Origin of the sequence: Providencia sp. 2.29 (assembly GCF_015832305.1) — a bacterium.
Classification (GTDB): domain Bacteria; phylum Pseudomonadota; class Gammaproteobacteria; order Enterobacterales; family Enterobacteriaceae; genus Providencia; species Providencia stuartii.
Window position 1 is genome coordinate 4,155,157 of the sequence record NZ_CP065420.1, and the last position, 16,571, is coordinate 4,171,727.

Annotated in this window: 17 protein-coding genes; 5 read left to right on the forward strand and 12 right to left on the reverse strand. The window is 43.3% G+C overall.

What is annotated here, in order from left to right:
- Nucleotides 1-4: 4 nt before the first annotated feature.
- The 7 genes from I3B46_RS19720 to I3B46_RS19750 all read right to left on the reverse strand — a co-directional run bounded on the left by I3B46_RS19720 (nucleotide 5) and on the right by I3B46_RS19750 (nucleotide 6,205).
- Nucleotides 5-538 (reverse strand): fimbrial protein, encoded by a 534-nt coding sequence (locus I3B46_RS19720; protein ID WP_036942707.1) that lies wholly within the window; start codon nucleotides 536-538, stop codon nucleotides 5-7.
- Nucleotides 538-1,071 carry a fimbrial protein gene (locus I3B46_RS19725; RefSeq protein ID WP_004915879.1) on the reverse strand — a complete coding sequence of 178 codons (534 nt, stop codon included), beginning with the start codon at nucleotides 1,069-1,071 and terminating at the stop codon, nucleotides 538-540. The genes I3B46_RS19720 and I3B46_RS19725 overlap by 1 nt, the downstream gene beginning before the upstream one ends.
- The gene (locus I3B46_RS19730; RefSeq protein WP_014657342.1) at nucleotides 1,064-1,492 is read right to left on the reverse strand and encodes a hypothetical protein; all 429 of its coding nucleotides are present in this window, start codon (nucleotides 1,490-1,492) and stop codon (nucleotides 1,064-1,066) included. The genes I3B46_RS19725 and I3B46_RS19730 overlap by 8 nt, the downstream gene beginning before the upstream one ends.
- 31 nt (nucleotides 1,493-1,523) lie before the next feature.
- Nucleotides 1,524-2,255: a fimbrial biogenesis chaperone gene (locus tag I3B46_RS19735; protein WP_014657341.1), complete on the reverse strand. Its 732-nt coding sequence runs from the start codon at nucleotides 2,253-2,255 to the stop codon at nucleotides 1,524-1,526.
- A gap of 28 nt (nucleotides 2,256-2,283) precedes the next feature.
- Complete coding sequence (locus I3B46_RS19740; protein WP_104873179.1) at nucleotides 2,284-4,803, reverse strand: fimbria/pilus outer membrane usher protein; 2,520 nt, start codon at nucleotides 4,801-4,803, stop codon at nucleotides 2,284-2,286.
- Between the two features lie 57 nt (nucleotides 4,804-4,860).
- On the reverse strand, nucleotides 4,861-5,439 hold the full coding sequence (locus tag I3B46_RS19745; RefSeq protein WP_004915870.1) for a fimbrial protein: 579 nt from the start codon (nucleotides 5,437-5,439) through the stop codon (nucleotides 4,861-4,863).
- A 214-nt stretch (nucleotides 5,440-5,653) separates the two neighbouring features.
- Nucleotides 5,654-6,205: a fimbrial protein gene (locus tag I3B46_RS19750; RefSeq protein WP_004915868.1), complete on the reverse strand. Its 552-nt coding sequence runs from the start codon at nucleotides 6,203-6,205 to the stop codon at nucleotides 5,654-5,656.
- A 1,778-nt stretch (nucleotides 6,206-7,983) separates the two neighbouring features.
- Here I3B46_RS19750 and nrdD point away from each other — a divergent pair.
- Nucleotides 7,984-10,122, forward strand: a complete 2,139-nt coding sequence (gene nrdD, locus I3B46_RS19755; RefSeq protein ID WP_014657339.1) for an anaerobic ribonucleoside-triphosphate reductase — start codon at nucleotides 7,984-7,986, stop codon at nucleotides 10,120-10,122.
- 4 nt (nucleotides 10,123-10,126) lie between these two features.
- Nucleotides 10,127-10,591 carry an anaerobic ribonucleoside-triphosphate reductase-activating protein gene (nrdG, locus tag I3B46_RS19760; RefSeq protein ID WP_014657338.1) on the forward strand — a complete coding sequence of 155 codons (465 nt, stop codon included), beginning with the start codon at nucleotides 10,127-10,129 and terminating at the stop codon, nucleotides 10,589-10,591.
- On the opposite strand, the gene I3B46_RS19765 is transcribed toward nrdG, so the two are convergent.
- The gene (locus I3B46_RS19765) at nucleotides 10,588-11,025 is read right to left on the reverse strand and encodes a YhbP family protein (RefSeq protein WP_004915855.1); all 438 of its coding nucleotides are present in this window, start codon (nucleotides 11,023-11,025) and stop codon (nucleotides 10,588-10,590) included. The genes nrdG and I3B46_RS19765 overlap by 4 nt on opposite strands.
- 114 nt (nucleotides 11,026-11,139) lie before the next feature.
- A complete protein-coding gene (locus I3B46_RS19770) occupies nucleotides 11,140-11,391 on the reverse strand; it encodes a DUF1471 domain-containing protein (RefSeq protein WP_004915853.1) in 252 nt (83 codons plus the stop codon).
- 296 nt (nucleotides 11,392-11,687) lie between these two features.
- Between I3B46_RS19770 and I3B46_RS19775 the strand changes: the two genes are divergently transcribed.
- Complete coding sequence (locus I3B46_RS19775) at nucleotides 11,688-11,999, forward strand: GIY-YIG nuclease family protein (RefSeq protein ID WP_104873177.1); 312 nt, start codon at nucleotides 11,688-11,690, stop codon at nucleotides 11,997-11,999.
- Here the strand turns inward: I3B46_RS19775 and I3B46_RS19780 are convergent.
- The gene (locus tag I3B46_RS19780; RefSeq protein WP_004915851.1) at nucleotides 11,972-12,475 is read right to left on the reverse strand and encodes a GNAT family N-acetyltransferase; all 504 of its coding nucleotides are present in this window, start codon (nucleotides 12,473-12,475) and stop codon (nucleotides 11,972-11,974) included. The two genes, I3B46_RS19775 and I3B46_RS19780, sit on opposite strands and share 28 nt — an antisense overlap.
- Entirely contained in the window at nucleotides 12,469-12,993 is a 525-nt protein-coding gene (gene ubiT / locus I3B46_RS19785; protein ID WP_014657334.1) for a ubiquinone anaerobic biosynthesis accessory factor UbiT, read from the reverse strand. The genes I3B46_RS19780 and ubiT overlap by 7 nt, the downstream gene beginning before the upstream one ends.
- 347 nt (nucleotides 12,994-13,340) lie before the next feature.
- Here ubiT and ubiU point away from each other — a divergent pair, with 347 nt between their 5' ends.
- Nucleotides 13,341-14,336 carry a ubiquinone anaerobic biosynthesis protein UbiU gene (ubiU, locus tag I3B46_RS19790; RefSeq protein WP_004915849.1) on the forward strand — a complete coding sequence of 332 codons (996 nt, stop codon included), beginning with the start codon at nucleotides 13,341-13,343 and terminating at the stop codon, nucleotides 14,334-14,336.
- Nucleotides 14,337-14,349: 13 nt separating this feature from the next.
- Nucleotides 14,350-15,225, forward strand: coding sequence for a U32 family peptidase (locus I3B46_RS19795; protein ID WP_053110804.1), 876 nt, complete (start codon nucleotides 14,350-14,352; stop codon nucleotides 15,223-15,225).
- Between the two features lie 148 nt (nucleotides 15,226-15,373).
- Here I3B46_RS19795 and I3B46_RS19800 read toward each other — a convergent pair whose 3' ends face one another.
- Nucleotides 15,374-16,570, reverse strand: coding sequence for a glutathionylspermidine synthase family protein (locus tag I3B46_RS19800; protein WP_004915847.1), 1,197 nt, complete (start codon nucleotides 16,568-16,570; stop codon nucleotides 15,374-15,376).
- Between the last annotated feature and the right edge of the window lies 1 nt (nucleotide 16,571).

Consider the following 16,571-nt stretch of genomic DNA (forward strand, 5'->3'; position numbering starts at 1 on the left):
CCTACTAATGATAAGTCACAGAAAGGGTGACGGTTGACGTAAATTTCCCCAGAGCCAATTGATTGATCGGCACCGTACTCACTAATTGCGCTTGTAAATCCATGCGATACAATGTCGCGTCCACCCGTTCGGGGTAAATTCGTTGCTTTTTACTCACTTCCAATGCACGCACCGTGCCGCCCGTCACCTCTTTAAAATCAATACCCAGCCCATTGATACTGGTCGCTAAAATATTTTTCCCGTTATATAACACGCTGCTGTCCCCTTTGGGGCTCAACACGATAGCTAACGTATTGTTGAAATTACACCCCGTGATATAGAGTGAAAAATCGTTCACTGCCGCCGATGTATTCAGTGAGTTTGGGTTAAGTGTGCCGAAACCAATTTTCAGCGGTGAGCTGCTGTTTTCACTGCGAATATTACAAGCGGGATCTACCATGGTAGCGGTCACATCCACCAAAACGTCAGCGTGGCTCTCTAATACGGTCAATAACAGGAGTAACCCGAGAGGCTGTTTGAGCTTATTCAGTCTTATCACTATTCGTACTCCACCTGAAAGGTCACGATCCCGGAAAAATCGCCCACATTAGCTTCGCCAGTGGCGGGTTTACGGACAAAAACACCAAAATCAAATTGTTGTAAGCCGTCAACCACACTGACATCACCCATCGTCATCGGCTTATTCCACACAAGGGGTTTTTCATCATGATCGACCAGCCCCAAGACGACCCCACTGTCGCCTTTGGTGGTTAAAAAACTCTCACCGCCAATCGTGACTAATTCGCTGCTTTTCCACGTTAATTGAATACTTTTTTGTAAATCCGTTGCACTACACTTATCGATGGCAATGGTAAAGGGCGTCACCGCGCTGGTGCCATTTTCATTAATCAATTGCCAACGCAAGTTATACAGTGTGATTTTCTGATGGAGAGAGCCGGCTGCCACTTGGCATGCCGTGTTGACCAGCTCACCACTCAACTCAATATCTAAGCTATTGGCCGCGCGTACCTGAGAAGCTCCCCCGAAAAGCGCCACCGAAAACAGCCAAATATACTTTGCTGCCCTATTCATAGCTCACCTCTAAACGCACCGTGTGCCCATCTTTCATCCATGTCGGTAGGTCGATTGGATTATCCCCATTTAGCAAAGACAGCGGGTAACGCACTGAAAACACCCCGCGTTGTACATCGTAAAGCCGCACACTCGCTGGGGTATTGGCTGCTGCATTAAACACCGCCATTTCTTGGTACTTGTTTCCCGCGCCACACCCAATCAAACGCAGCGTGTTATCTAACGACAAATTGCAGGGGGCATTAAATAGCGTGGCACTCACCTGTATTTGGCCTTGATGCTGCGGTTCGTAGTCCGATTGATTAACCGGTGTATTCGCCACAGGGCTATTAGCCATCGCCCATTGGCTCAAGACACTGCCAAGAACAAACAGTACCGCGTTGTACCCGGCTGTTTTGATGAACATGTTGTGTTTACGCATCGTCCTTTCCCGTTCGCTCATACGCTGAAAATTACGGCTCACCCGTTACCGTGCAAGTCTCACCTTGGCAACGAAATGCCAGCGTGGGCTTACCACCATAATCATTGATGTACGTCAGATACGGTGTGGACAGTGCGGGGGATACCACATCCTGTGTTGACTTAGGCGGCACCATAACCACATCAAATGAATTGTGCTCAGCCGCGGCTTGACTGTTCCCTAGCCCAATCACCGTTAAGTGAAATGGCGTGGTATTATTGATGCGATAACCTTTCGCTATCTTTGTTAATGTGACTTGATGCGCCCACTTAGTGTCCGATTCAGGCAAAATACTGGCCGGTCGATAAAACAGTTTGACCCGTGATTGCAAGGCAATTTGTAAGGTATTGCCATCGGTGGATTTAGGGGGCACTTCACGCAAATTGAAGTAAAACACCGACTCACGATCTTGTGGCAATTGGCTCAGTGCCGGCGTCGTGCTTAAACGCACTAAACTGTTGCTCATGGGCTCAATGCGTTGCAACGGCGGCGTCGCCAAAATAGCCCCTTTGGTGAGCTTATTTCCCTGTAAATCTTCAATCCAACTTTGGGCTAAGTAAGCTTCTTCAGGGTTATCGTTCGAAATGGTGACGTTAATCGATTTTTCCGTTCCCGGAAAAATGATGCGTGTTCTATCTAATGTGACTGCGCTGTAGGCACTCATTGAGACAAATACCGCGATACCCACCCACATATGGCATAATCTTTGACCTAAATTCAACATCATTGACCTCATAAAACGAATAAAAGACTTATTTTGCTGGCGTTACATTTGCCGTTGACAGCGCGGGCGCAGCGCAAGGCAGCAATAACATGCTGGATAATGACGTGACATTGTCAGGCATGCGTAATTCACACTGCTTCTTTCCGGCCCAATAAACAGACAGGATTTCTTGAGGGGAAATACCGACCAACCACGTCACCCCCTCTTCACCCACAATGCCCAATTCACGGTTGTCAGCATTGCGCACACTGGCCCCAAACGGGGGATTTTTGCCATCACTCAACGATACGATGGCGAACAGTTTTTCCCCTTTCATCACCGATAAACGGCGGTAACCTATCGCGCCTTTGGTTAAGGTAATGTCGGTCGTTGACTGTAACGTTTCTAAATTCTCTGGCAGCTGACTGGTGTTAATCGACGCCGTCGATTTACGGTAACTGTTCACGTTAGGAATAACCGCAATCCCAAAACGGTTGGTTTTGATGACGCCACTGTCCAGTGGCACATCCCCCACCCCCGGTGTTTCAATCATTAAGCGGGTATCGCCATTTGCTGAACGGTGCAGTGCTACCCCGTGAGCCGTCGCCGTGATCCCACTGTTAATCGAGGCGCCAAAACTGCGATATTGTTGTGGCACATAACTGACGTTTGTGGATAAGTTAGCCTGCGACAGATCGCGTGAATAATAGCCACTGAAACTCGACTGACTCTGCATATGCTGTCCGTGGTTATACCCCACATTCAGGCTGTAATTATCACGATCGCTATAGCCGCTATACCCGACACTGTGGCTATATTGGTTATACTCACCGGCACGTGAATAGCGTTCGGAGAAGGTGATATTGTGCCCGCGATACAGAGGAACCGTTAAATACAGGTTGATAGCATCATCTTTATAGCCGTTATCACGCTCGGTACGCGTCGCCGATAATGAAATATTGGCATCTTGCTGCGATAGCCTAGGTATGCTGATATTGGTACTGGCGTATAAACCATATTGCGTTTGCGGTTTATCTTGCCAATAAGTACTGTATTGATAATTCAACGATAAACTGAAATTATCAAAATACTTGTTCAGATAGATTTGGTAGTTTTCTTTTGCCACACGCGCCACATGACCGCTACGGCTTTGATCTATAAATTGGCTTAATGTGCGGTAATCTCTATCGGCAAATCGATACCCTGCAAAGGTAATATCCGTGCGTAACTCATCAAATGACTTTGCATAGTTGAGGCGATAGGAGCGGCCTTGCAGCGTGTGATGGGTAAAGCGGGCAAAAGACTGCGTCATATCGAGTGACAATGCCCCAAATGCAAACAAGTCTCGTCCAATCCCTATCGCTGCGGTTTGGTAATCCCCATTCAGTTGCGTCCCCCCATACAGTGACCACGCATTAGATAACCCATAAGACAACTCGCCGCTGATCACCGGCTTACCAGTTAGGCGATGACCGTCATAGCGCGTTTTACCCGCCACTAACTTATAAATAATGCGCCCCGGGCGGGTTAAATAAGGCAGTGAGGCGGTGTTGAGACTAAATGTTTTCTCTTCGCCATTTTCTTCACGCACAGTGACATCGAGCACCCCTCGTACGCCGCTGTCCAAGGTCTGAATGCGAAACGGCCCCGGGGGCACCGTGGTTTCTAAGATCACGCGGTCTTGGCTACGCACAATCACCGTGGCATTCGTGTTCGCCACGCCAATAATTTCCGGCGCGTACCCCACCAATTTAGGCGGTAACATGCGGTCGTCACTTTCGAGGGCGATACCACTGTATTGCCATGACTCAAACACATCAGAATAGAAGTAGTTTTCCCCAATGGTCAAAATAGAGGCTAATTTCTTCAAGGAGGTAAACGCATACAGCCGGCTAAAATCAAAACGGAGGGTTTCTTGGGGGTTGCTGCCACCGTGCTGTTTTTGGTAGTTCGCGTTATAGTCACCACGAAAACGCCAAGCACCGAGGTTAAGACCTGTTGTACCATTGGTGGATAAATAGACCCGTTTGCTCCCGCGACTTTCTTCGATGACAGACGCATTGGCGCTATAATCCACAAAGGCACCATTCACCCCCTCTTCCCATAACGCCGGGGGGGTCCAGTTTGGATCACGGTATTCCATCCATAACTGGGGAATAGTGATTTTCAGTGAGAGTGTGGACAATTCAACCGTCGATTTCACCCCAGTTAACGCGGAAAAATCAAGGCACTGCCCCGCCTCGGAAAGGGTGACTTTTTGTTTTGCCGAATCTTTCAGGCCAATCAGATCCAGTAAGTTCGCCGGTATGCAAATGGCATGTTGTGCTAAGACCGTGATATCACGAGGCGCCCCTAAGCGCTGGCCGTTAACAAACACGGTTAACACATAGTCTCCGGGAGGCACATAACCCGCAACGGAAAATTGGCTCATATCGACGTTTTGCATATCTTCCGCATCCAATACGTCAGTATTGAACTCTGTTGCAGACACCGTGCATGCACTGACGCTCACCGCCAATAAAACGGCCTGCCTGACTTTGCTAAGTTTGAACATCATGCTCTGTACCATCCCAAAGACAGCAAGAATGCCTCCTCAATGTCATCATTGAAGACGTGCTTCTGTGCTTTATTGATAATCGATAAAAAAACGAACCAGCCCGTGATAACGTCCTGCTTGTAGCGGCTTTCCTGTCAGCTCGAGCCGTAAAAAATAGCGCAAAAAGAGGGTTTGCCCCGATTGACCTTGCCGTAACACACTGTCAAACAAAGGATAGGTCTCCCCAGGGATCACGATATTTTTCGTGTTATCCAGCACGGATACGCCCAACCCCTGAGAAGGCCCTTGCAAGGCAAATGCGTCGATATTATCGGCCCCTTGCCCGTCAAAACGTATTGTCCATGTTTTACTATCAAGGGTGCTGTACACACTGCCACAGTCACGAAGCTCAATGTCAAAAGGGCGTGTTTGTTGTTCACGCGCCACGGCGGTTGAGAGCATCGTCAACGTTAACGACGAAAAATCGACCGTTTGGTCGCGATTTGACATCACAATCGAGCATGGTGTTGAGATCACACTGCCAACCAGTTGAGTGACACCTTCATGGCGCATGCCCACCTCGTTGGCGCCAAAAGCCGATGTGCCCCCCAAAATCAGCGAAAAGAGGATCCCTGTTGTTTGCAAACTCACGCGTTGATAAACAGCCACCCGTTTCTCCCTTGCAGACAGTAAAAAAATCCACCTGTGTTATGACTGTTAACAAACAAATACTGTTTGACGGCAGTCGTTAGAGGTTGTTAACTCCATGAAGAAAATCAATTTATTGACTTTCGATTGAGAAGACGAAGAGGGCGAGATTGCACTTTACCCCTCTTCGTGAGCCCCTTGGCCGCCAGCGTTCACTGACGGTCAATGTATCGACTTACTGGTACGTGATACGGAAGTTAGAGATGGCGCTGAATCGCCCTTCCGCAACATCTTTAGTGGTATCAACCGCTTTCGCCAATGCTTTAAAAATTAAAGTATTTTCACCATTTGTGTTGGCAATACGAGGGAGAACGTCTGTGGCTTTACCGAACTCAAAACCATCAATCAAAATACCGAGGTTGTTCGAATTCCCCGCGGAAGTTGCCAGCAGCGTGTTGCCTTTATCTGCATAGCTTTGGCCAGTAAACACGAGTTCCATTGATTTCACCGCAACAGGGTTACCTTCAGTATCTTTACCAAAGTTAGCAAAGTCACAGCCAGTGAATTTGATCTCGAACTCTGCTTCCGCAGGCTTACCACTTTCCAACGCTTTACGAGACAGCTGACCGAAATCAACGGTTTGTTTCAGAGAAGACTGCTCGATATTACAAGGCGTGTTCACAACTGTACCCACAAAGTTAATCGTTCCGGTGTTATCCGCCATTGCGCTAAATGACACAACAGACGCCGCAAATACAGTTGCAACTGCTAATTTTGTTAATTTCATTTATTTTTCCTTTCTAGTAAAAAGACAATAGAAACCAGTCACCACACATAAATTGAAGAGTGTTAATTTCATTTTTTGTTGATAAAGCAAAGGTTACATCATTAATAAAAACATCGTCCCTGCTGCTACCTATCCCTTATCCATATCTAAGAGACAAATAGTTCCTTATAGGCTAAGGCTAACCCATATAATTTATTTATATATAATCTTAAAATAGAATTAATTAATTTGACATTTTGCCGTCATAGTTAACCATGACTGAACAGAATAAATTCTGTCAGATTTCCCCGAAAATGTTGAGCATAGTATCCGGAATTAAAATATTAATTACTGATTTCATCGACTTAAAATAGGAGAAACATCTAACATTTAATTATTAACATTCCGTGAAATAATTACACTAACTTATTTTATTTAAACAATCTCAATATTTATATTTGATGAATTTTCATTGCCATATTAAATTTAGTTTCTCAAATAAAAATTCATAAAATAAAACTATTATTTTGATATTTTTGAAATAATAAATTGATGGCGAATATAGAACCAACCCCATTTAGAGTAAATACGTTTTTAACGATAAGTCTCCATATTTCGATAGGTGATAACTATTAAATGTTTGTTATTAATGGCATCGACATAACCAAATATTAATTTGGTTACTATATATCAATGGATTACAATAAATCATGATAATCAAAATCATATAAATCTCCAAACAATGTCTTATTCTTAATGAGAGTATGTTGATTTTATTTAACGCTATTTTCATTTTGTTACATATTTAATTATTTTGATATTTTTATAAGAGATATAGCTTTATTTTTTTCAATAATAAAACAAAAAACCTCAATATTGCTTATTTTTTGGCGCCATTAAAAAATAGAAAAAATGCTCATAAACTTAGACACACTCTAAGAACACCCATAATAAACATAGGTGTAACCCATTAAATACAATATAACCCACCTTAATTACTCATTAAATGCGTTATCGCTTTTCGCTATTAAATTTATTTAATGATAATTTATTGTTTTTTAACAGTGAAATAAAAATATTACTCATCATCGCATATCAGCGCTCTTTAAATGCCAACAATACCCTTATCAAAGCCCTATCCTCAAAATCTTCACCGACTCAAATCCTCCATCGACAATACGACTAATCGATTATCAACTGGATATTAATATCCAGAGCCACGCCTATGCTCTGATAATGGTCAACAAAATAATTTGGCCCGCAGTTTTGGTGGCCACTTTGCCTGTATAACCCGCCAAATCTTGTCAGAAATGCGCTAGCTCTTGAACGGCAAAAAGTGGGAAATATGGCTTCTTCCGCGGGAAAGAGCATAAGCCAGTTCAGGGGGAGCGTGATATTCCATGCATCCAATGATGATGGCATAGGAGAGTCTCATTTAAGTTGCCAATTGCAGTAATGACACAACTTAGGTCACCGTTCGATATATCGCGCTGTTGGAAAAAACCATTTGTTCGAAAACCTATCACGTGCTCAAGGTTGCCATCATCCTAAATAATTAGGGGCGTTTTTATTTTTCATCTCCTCCGCTTTTGATATTCATACAATTTATTTTTTTCCTTGTTGTGGATCAAATTATCGATAGCTAAAAAAGAGCAATAAACTATATATTGTGCTTTAATTATATAACTAAACACTACATATAGTATTTATTCACAGTTTTATCCACATTCCCTTCGCACATGCAGCGGAAACTTATCGCTAGGTTTAAGGTTGTGGATAACTCAACAAGGAGCATTTCAGTGAAAACGGTTGTGATTAAACGAGATGGTTGCCAAGTGAACTTTGACTTCCAAAGAATTCAAGAGGCAATAAAACGTGCATCAGCGGCTGTGAATATTCAGGATGATGACTATTGCCTTCAAGTTGCTACAACGGTCACAGAGCAACTTGGCAACCGTGAAAAAGTCGATATTCGAGAGATCCAAGACGCCGTTGAAAATCAACTAATGTCAGGCCCTTATAAAGACCTCGCTCGAGCCTATATTGAATATCGCCATGATAGGGATAGTGCTCGCGAAAAACGCAGCCAGCTTACCCATGATATTCGCGGCCTTATCGAACAAAGCAACGTTTCACTGCTTAATGAAAATGCCAATAAAGACAGTAAAGTGATCCCGACTCAGCGTGATTTACTTGCTGGTATTGTGGCTAAGCACTATGCCAAACAGCATATTTTGCCTCGTGATGTCGTTATCGCTCATGAACGAGGAGAAATACACTATCACGACCTTGATTATGCCCCCTTTTTCCCGATGTTTAACTGTATGTTGATCGATCTTGAAGGCATGCTTACGCAAGGGTTTAAAATGGGCAATGCAGAGATCGAACCGCCAAAATCAATTTCAACAGCAACCGCCGTGACTGCACAAATCATTGCGCAAGTTGCTAGCCATATTTATGGTGGTACGACGATTAATCGCATCGATGAAATTCTGGCTCCTTATGTACGCATCAGCTATGAAAAACATCTTAAAACGGCTGAAACGTGGGGGATCAATGATGCTCAAGGTTATGCTGACTGCCAAACAGAAAAAGAGTGCTATGATGCTTTCCAATCCCTAGAATATGAAGTCAATACATTGCATACCGCGAATGGGCAAACCCCCTTTGTCACCTTTGGTTTTGGTCTTGGCACCTCGAAAGAAGCGCGCTTAATCCAACAATCCATCTTGAAAAATCGTATTGCAGGTTTAGGCAAAAATCGTAAAACAGCCGTATTCCCTAAATTGGTCTTTGCCATTAAAAAAGGGTTAAACCACCAATTTGGTGATCCTAACTATGATATCAAACAGTTAGCCCTTGAATGTGCTAGCAAGCGCATGTACCCCGATATCCTTAATTATGACCAAGTTGTTAAAGTGACCGGATCGTTTAAAACCCCCATGGGCTGCCGTAGCTTCTTAGGGGTCTACGAAGAAGCGGGGCAACAAATTCATGATGGTCGCAATAATTTAGGGGTGATCAGCCTTAATTTGCCTCGCATTGCCATTGAAGCACAAGGCAATGAAGACGCATTTTGGCAACTGTTAGAAGCACGTTTATCTATTGCTAAAAAAGCCCTTATGACACGGATCGCACGCCTTGAAAACGTCAAAGCACGTGTCGCGCCAATTCTCTATATGGAGGGGGCTTGCGGTGTAAGATTAGCCGCTGATGATAGCGTTGCAGAAATCTTTAAAAAGGGTCGAGCCTCAATTTCGCTCGGCTATATCGGACTACATGAGACCATCAATGCACTATTTGGTACGCAAAACCATGTTTACGACAGTGAGCACTTAAGGGAAAAAGCCATCGCGATTGTTAACCGCCTACGCCAAGCAACAGATGAGTGGAAAGCAGAAACTGGCTATGGTTTTAGCCTGTACAGTACACCTAGTGAAAACTTATGTGATCGTTTTTGCCGCCTTGATACTGCTGAATTTGGCGTAATAGCTGGTGTGACAGACAAAGGCTACTACACAAATAGCTTCCATCTTGATGTTGAAAAACGCGTGAACCCATACGACAAAATAGACTTTGAACAGCCTTACCCTGCCATCGCAAATGGGGGCTTTATCTGCTATGGCGAGTATCCTAATTTGCAGCATAACCTCAAAGCGCTTGAAGATGTTTGGGATTACAGTTATGAGCATGTTCCATATTATGGAACAAATACGCCCATAGACGAATGTTATGAGTGTGGATTTACGGGTGAGTTTAACTGTACCAGTAAAGGCTTTGTTTGCCCTCGTTGTGGTAACCATGATACTAACCGTGTCTCAGTGATCCGCCGAGTATGTGGTTACCTTGGCAGCCCTGATGCACGCCCATTTAATGCAGGCAAGCAAGAAGAAGTGAAGCGACGTATCAAACACCTAGGTAATGGGCAGTTAGGTTAATAGTATGAATTATCATCAATATTACCCTGTTGATGTCGTGAATGGTCCAGGCACGCGTTGCACACTGTTCGTCTCAGGATGTGTTCATCAGTGCCGAGGATGTTATAACCAAAGCACATGGCGCCTCGATTCCGGTATTCCATTCACTCAGGAAATGGAAGATAGGATCATTCAAGACTTACAAGATACCCGTATCCGTCGGCAAGGTTTATCCCTTTCCGGCGGGGATCCACTACATCCCGCTAACTTATCAGCGATCTTTCAGTTGGTTAAACGTGTAAAAACCGTTTGTCCAGATAAAGACATTTGGCTATGGACAGGCTATCAATTTGCCGAACTGACCGCCGAGCAACATAAGGTGGTGAGTTTGATCAATGTACTGGTTGATGGGAAATTTGTAAAAGCGCTGCATGACCCCGCGTTACTTTGGCGAGGAAGCAGTAATCAAGTGATCCATAAATTACGCTAGCGATTTCTAGACCAATAGAGCTTGCTGCCAAAACCCAATTTATTATTGACCATTTTGACTTCTTGTAACTCCAAACGCCATACAGGCAGTTTTGCCGTCAATGCCACAGGGAAGCGACGACAATAAAATTGATGGGCTTGCTGTCGTAAGCTCCCATCCAGCGCTATCACTTGCCCAATAAATTGTAGCCCTTGGATTTGGCTAACCACTTTCGTTTGGGCAGAGACAGTCCCTGCGACGTGAGGATTTTCAGTCATCAGTTGACCATGGCGTGAAGCAGGATCGGTCATAAAGAATAAACTCATCGACTTAGCATCAAATGCATAATAACAACTGGCAGGCCAGATATCATTGCCGTGGCAAGTAAATAGAGAAAAGACGTGTTGGCGAGAAAAGTAACGTTGGATATGTTGTAAGGCGTGTTCATCATTCATAGCAAAAGCCCATATTGACCGTTCAGAACACGCTCTTTGAATATGTACATCCTATCGCTGAGCGTGCTTAAGCTGTTCTGAACGTTTGGTATTACATTTGCTAGGTACTATAAATTATTTATAGATTGCAGCAACACCATTCATTGAGTTTTCACCGCCAGCTGAGATAACACGGAATGAAGTTGCACCAGCTTCATCAGCTTTTTTGGCTAACTTTTCAGTCAGGTCATTAACACTAACAGCACCTGATACAGAAACATAACCCGCAGCTGGTTGGCTAGAATGTTGAACTTCTTCAGCAGCCATTGAACCAAATGAAATAGCACTTAAAGCCAAAGTTGCAGCGACTAATGTTGATTTTTTCATAATGTTTTCCTCATTGTATATTCATTTTTATCAGGGATTTTTGTTCTCCCCCTGTGATATGGATCATATTATGCTCTTTTAGTTACGATGAAAATTAGCTAATTTTGCTGTTATAGTTCAAATATTTTGAATCAAAACCACGCTTTAGGTTACAAATTTATGACTTTAATGTGTCATTTTTTATTTATAATTTAATAAGTTATGGCTATCCTTGTTCGCGAGATTTTTAGTCTATTTATGAATTATTTCCCCTTAAATTTCAGCACAGAAAGTCAAAAATAGGGCAACAAAATAAAATGTCTACGCAGAAAAACTGGTACATTTACCTAATTAGAGAGAAAAATAACAGGTTATATTGTGGGATCACCACAGATGTCTCGCGCCGCTTTACCCAACATAAAGAGGGAAAAGGCGCAAAAGCGTTGAAGGGGAAAATGCCGCTCACGCTAGTATTTGATTGTTTAGCTGGGGATCGCGCTACCGCGTCAAGATTGGAATATCAGATAAAACAACTGAGTAAAGCCGCCAAAGAAAGGCTGGTTATTGACCAGCCCATTAATATCCTTGATTACTTAACGCATCAGAATACATCAAAGTGTGAAGAGTAAGTCACCCGCCCTTTGTGATCACTCAAGCTGCCATTTTCTAGCCCACAAATCATAAAATGCTCTTGCAATTCAGGCCACTGGCTGAAAACTTCATATTTTGAGGCAGGTTCAAAGCCAAAACGGCGGTAATAGTTGCTATCTCCTAATACCACAACCGCACCATAGCCAAACTCATTAAGACTATCTAGTCCTTCATAAATAAGTTGCCCACCAATGCCTTGTTTTTGGTGCGCTTTACTCACTGCAAGCGGTGCAAGGCCAACCCATTGAACGTCTTCATTGTTGACATCAACAGGTGTAAAGCCGACATAACCGATCACTTCGCCGTTGTCATTCGTGGCAACAACACCCAGAGTCAATAAGCCGTCTTCTCGTAGCTTTTGTACCAGATCGGCTTCTGCTTCCGTCGGGAAAGTGTCACGCAGTAACTTATCGATCCCCATAGCATCGACAGGAATTTCAACACGAATTAGCATGAGGCAACCACGGAGCCTTTATGCTCTGTGTCCTCATTTTGTTGAGTCGTTTTAATCAAGTCGGCCAATTGTAGTAATGCAAAACGCAGGGGTGTCGGCATATTGTCTAGCTCAAAAGCATCCATAAGGTTTTTTACATACAGCCCTAATTCGGTGTCACCTTCAATGACCAAACGGCGCTGAAAAAACAGCGTATCAGGATCTTCTTTACGCGCCGCGATAAGGATCAGGTCATTGGCTGTAGCACAGACACTGACATCGGCTTGCTCTTGATTACGCACAATTAACATGCCATTTTGCAAACTAATGAACCAGACTAAATCAAGGTCACTGACTTCAACTTTCAGCCATTTCCCTTCGAGAAAATCCAATTCCCCTTCTTTGACCGATTCACGAAACTGCCAGCTCAGTAATTGCTCAAGTACTTGACGCTGCACTGCAAATGGGGTCACTTTTAAAGGTAACTTCAATAATGAAGGCCCTTTTGAAATAAGTTGAGAACGAATTTTAGCTAACACAGCACTGACTCCCGTATCAATTGCCTGCCCGTTAAATACACACCCCAGCATCAGCTACGGCCTCTCGGTAGCAAATCAGTATTAGAACAGGCATTTATATCGACATACTCAATAATAGAATAGTCATATCATGCCAGAGAAAATAAATACTCACTTGATCCTATATCAAGGTTTACACTTCTCGCCAGCATTTATTTTTTATTATGCCAAAAAGCTCATGGAGTCATGACCTCATAAGCCACAAAAACAGATAGCCAACAGCCAATTCAATGCCTTAAATCAAAATTTACATCGCATGAGTTGACTAGAATGCTAAGTTGTCGAAAATTTAAACTGGAACAGATACCATGGAATTACTCTGCCCAGCAGGCAACTTACCGGCCCTTAAAGCCGCTGTCGATAACGGTGCCGATGCGGTTTATATTGGCTTGAAAAATGATACTAACGCACGCCATTTTGCTGGACTCAACTTTACTGAAAAAAAATTGCAAGAAGCAGAGCGCTACATACATCAACATCAGCGTAAACTTCATATTGCTATCAATACATTTGCTCACCCAGATGGCTTTCAACGTTGGAAAGATTCGGTCGATCTTGCGGCTTCGCTAGGGGCTGATGCCCTGATCCTTGCCGATCTCGCGATGCTTGAGTATGCTGCACACCGATACCCTCATATTGAACGTCATGTCTCCGTTCAAGCTTCAGCAACCAACACCGAAGCGATTCGCTTTTATGCCCGCAATTTTAATGTTCATCGGATTGTACTGCCTCGGGTTCTATCTATTCATCAAGTCAAACAACTCGCTAAAAGTAGCCCTGTCCCCTTAGAAGTCTTTGCTTTTGGTAGCCTATGTATTATGGCGGAAGGACGCTGCTATCTCTCTTCCTATTTAACGGGTGAATCCCCCAATACTGTTGGGGCATGCTCGCCCGCGCGTTTCGTTCGTTGGCAACAAACGCCTCATGGCATGGAGTCACGCTTAAATGAAGTGCTTATTGATCGCTACCAAAGTCATGAAAATGCAGGCTACCCCACTCTCTGTAAAGGGCGTTATTTGGTGGATGACCATCGATATCATGTACTCGAAGAGCCAACTAGCCTCAATACCATCGAATTACTACCAGACCTAATGGCGGCGAATATCGCCTCGGTCAAAATTGAAGGCCGCCAGCGCAGCCCTGCTTACGTCACCGAAGTGACACGCATCTGGCGAAAAGCTATCGATACATATCATGCAAACCCAGAGCAATTTATTGCAGATCCACAATGGATAAAAGTACTGGGTGGGCTTTCTGAAGGCAGCCAAACCACATTAGGCGCTTACCATCGTAAATGGCAATAATAAGGAATAGATGATGAAGTATGCATTAGGGTCAGTTCTTTATTACTGGCCTAAACAAGAGCTATATGATTTTTATCAGCAAGCAGCACAAAGTGAAGCCGATATTATTTATCTTGGTGAGACGGTTTGTAGCAAGCGCCGTGAAATGAAACCGGCTGATTGGATTGAATTAGCAAAAACGCTAGCGCTAAGTGGCAAGCAGATTATCTTAAGTACATTAGCGCTATTGCAGGCACCTTCCGAACTTAAAGAAATAAGTAAACTCGTTGATAATGGCGATTTTTTGGTTGAAGCCCATGACTTTGGTGTCGTCAATATGCTCTCTGAGCGCCATCTTCCTTTTATTGCTGGCCATGGTTTGAATTGTTATAACGCACAGACCCTCAATATATTATTACGCCAAGGCATGCAGCGTTGGTGTATGCCTGTAGAGCTTTCTCGTGACTGGTTGATCAATTTACTCAATCAATGCGATGAATTGGGGATACGTGGCAAATTTGAAGTAGAAGTGATGAGTTATGGTCATTTACCGCTGGCCTACTCTGCTCGCTGTTTTACTGCCCGTTCAGAAAATCGTGCCAAAGATGATTGTGAAACTTGCTGCATTCACTATCCTCAGGGGCGAAAGGTGTTCTCTCAAGAACAACAGCAAGTGTTTACTCTCAACGGGTTACAGACACAAAGTGGCTATTGCTACAACCTAGGTAATGAGCAAACATCTATGATTGATTTGGTTGATATTGTACGTATTTCGCCGGAGAACATTGAGTCTCTAGACATATTGGCGCAATTTAAAGCGAATCAAACCGGAGAAGCGCCACTGGTCATCAATGACAAGAGTTGTAATGGTTATTGGAGGCAAGTGGCAGGATTAGAAATGCTGCCTTAGCCGCAATATCAATCAGCGCCATTGGATAAAAAGCGGGAGCAAACACCAGCTTCCCGCTGTGTATTCATCCTAAAGCATCTCATTGATTTTATTTTTGAAAAATGAATAAATTGCACGGTTCACAGCATTACCTCACACTCACTCTCTCTCACTCATTCATAATATAGTGAGGAACAAACCTAGAAGTATCTTTTGTGATTAAAGAGTTATCTTCACGTATGCCGATCCCTGCTGGGGCATCCCCCACCACCCAGCTCCCAATTAAAGTGTAGTCATTACCGAATTTAGGCAAAAAAGCACTCGCCTGATAAATTCTAGGCTCATGAGCATACATCCCTAATTCTTGCGTGATCACTTCTTGCTCATTATTAAAAAATAATGAAACATTAGCGCCTTCACGTGAAAATAATGGCTTTGTCGTAAACCCTTGCCACGCTTTCCCCATATCCTGTTTTAATTTTCCCACAATATCGCTCTGCTCATCCGCAAAATAGGCAGGAAGTAAGTTAGGGTGATTAGGAAAAAAACGCCATAATAACGGTAATAGCCCTTTATTACTTAAAATGGATTTCCATAAAGGTTCTACCCATTCTGTTCGTTCACTACGTAGTACCGGACCATAATCATCTTGGAACATCCATTCATATGGATATAATTTAAAGCCTTGGTGAATAATTTGATCTTGTAAATCCGTAAAAACACCACCTAAGCCTAATCCGATGTCTTCCACATAAATAAATTGTGTCTGTAGCCCTGCTTGACGCGCACAATCTTCCAAATATAAAACAGTTCCTCTATCTTCAATGGAGCCTTCACAGCAACAAAAATAAAAAGGGTGCTCATTGCGCCACAATAAAAAACGCTGGATAAGCTTTTCCTGTATCGAATTAAATTGATCGGCATTTGCAGGAAGCATACCTCTATCTGTCATGTCAGATAACCATTGCCATTGAAAAAATGCCGATTCATAAAGTGATGTCGGGGTATCTGCATTATATTCCAGCAACTTTGCAGGCTGATATCCATTCCATGAAAAATCCATTCGCCCATACAGTGATGATTTATTATTTCGCCAACTATTTGCAATCGCATCCCAATATAATTCAGGTATGGCTAATGCTTCTAAAATACGTTCATCATTGATAGCAGAATTGACTACTTCTAAGCACATTTGGTGCAACTCTTCGGTTGGGTCTTCGATGCCAGATTCAATTTGCGCTAATGTAAAACAATAAGCATGCGATTCATCCCAATAAATTTCATTGTCGATAATATGGAAGTCAAAACCATAATCTTGCGTAATTCGCACTAAATCTTCGCGTGGCTTTACAGGTATTCGTAACATA

Excerpts from the sequence above, each read along its gene's own strand:
- I3B46_RS19725 (WP_004915879.1), bottom strand. The coding sequence starts at position 1,071 with ATGAATAGGGCAGCAAAGTATATTTGGCTGTTTTCGGTGGCGCTTTTC.
- I3B46_RS19730 (WP_014657342.1), bottom strand. The coding sequence starts at position 1,492 with ATGCGTAAACACAACATGTTCATCAAAACAGCCGGGTACAACGCGGTA.
- I3B46_RS19735 (WP_014657341.1), bottom strand. The coding sequence starts at position 2,255 with ATGTTGAATTTAGGTCAAAGATTATGCCATATGTGGGTGGGTATCGCG.
- I3B46_RS19740 (WP_104873179.1), bottom strand. The coding sequence starts at position 4,803 with ATGGTACAGAGCATGATGTTCAAACTTAGCAAAGTCAGGCAGGCCGTT.
- I3B46_RS19750 (WP_004915868.1), bottom strand. The coding sequence starts at position 6,205 with ATGAAATTAACAAAATTAGCAGTTGCAACTGTATTTGCGGCGTCTGTT.
- nrdG (WP_014657338.1), top strand. The coding sequence starts at position 10,127 with ATGAATTATCATCAATATTACCCTGTTGATGTCGTGAATGGTCCAGGC.
- I3B46_RS19765 (WP_004915855.1), bottom strand. The coding sequence starts at position 11,025 with ATGAATGATGAACACGCCTTACAACATATCCAACGTTACTTTTCTCGC.
- I3B46_RS19770 (WP_004915853.1), bottom strand. The coding sequence starts at position 11,391 with ATGAAAAAATCAACATTAGTCGCTGCAACTTTGGCTTTAAGTGCTATT.
- I3B46_RS19775 (WP_104873177.1), top strand. The coding sequence starts at position 11,688 with ATGTCTACGCAGAAAAACTGGTACATTTACCTAATTAGAGAGAAAAAT.
- I3B46_RS19780 (WP_004915851.1), bottom strand. The coding sequence starts at position 12,475 with ATGCTAATTCGTGTTGAAATTCCTGTCGATGCTATGGGGATCGATAAG.
- ubiU (WP_004915849.1), top strand. The coding sequence starts at position 13,341 with ATGGAATTACTCTGCCCAGCAGGCAACTTACCGGCCCTTAAAGCCGCT.
- I3B46_RS19795 (WP_053110804.1), top strand. The coding sequence starts at position 14,350 with ATGAAGTATGCATTAGGGTCAGTTCTTTATTACTGGCCTAAACAAGAG.
- I3B46_RS19800 (WP_004915847.1), bottom strand. The coding sequence starts at position 16,570 with ATGTTACGAATACCTGTAAAGCCACGCGAAGATTTAGTGCGAATTACG.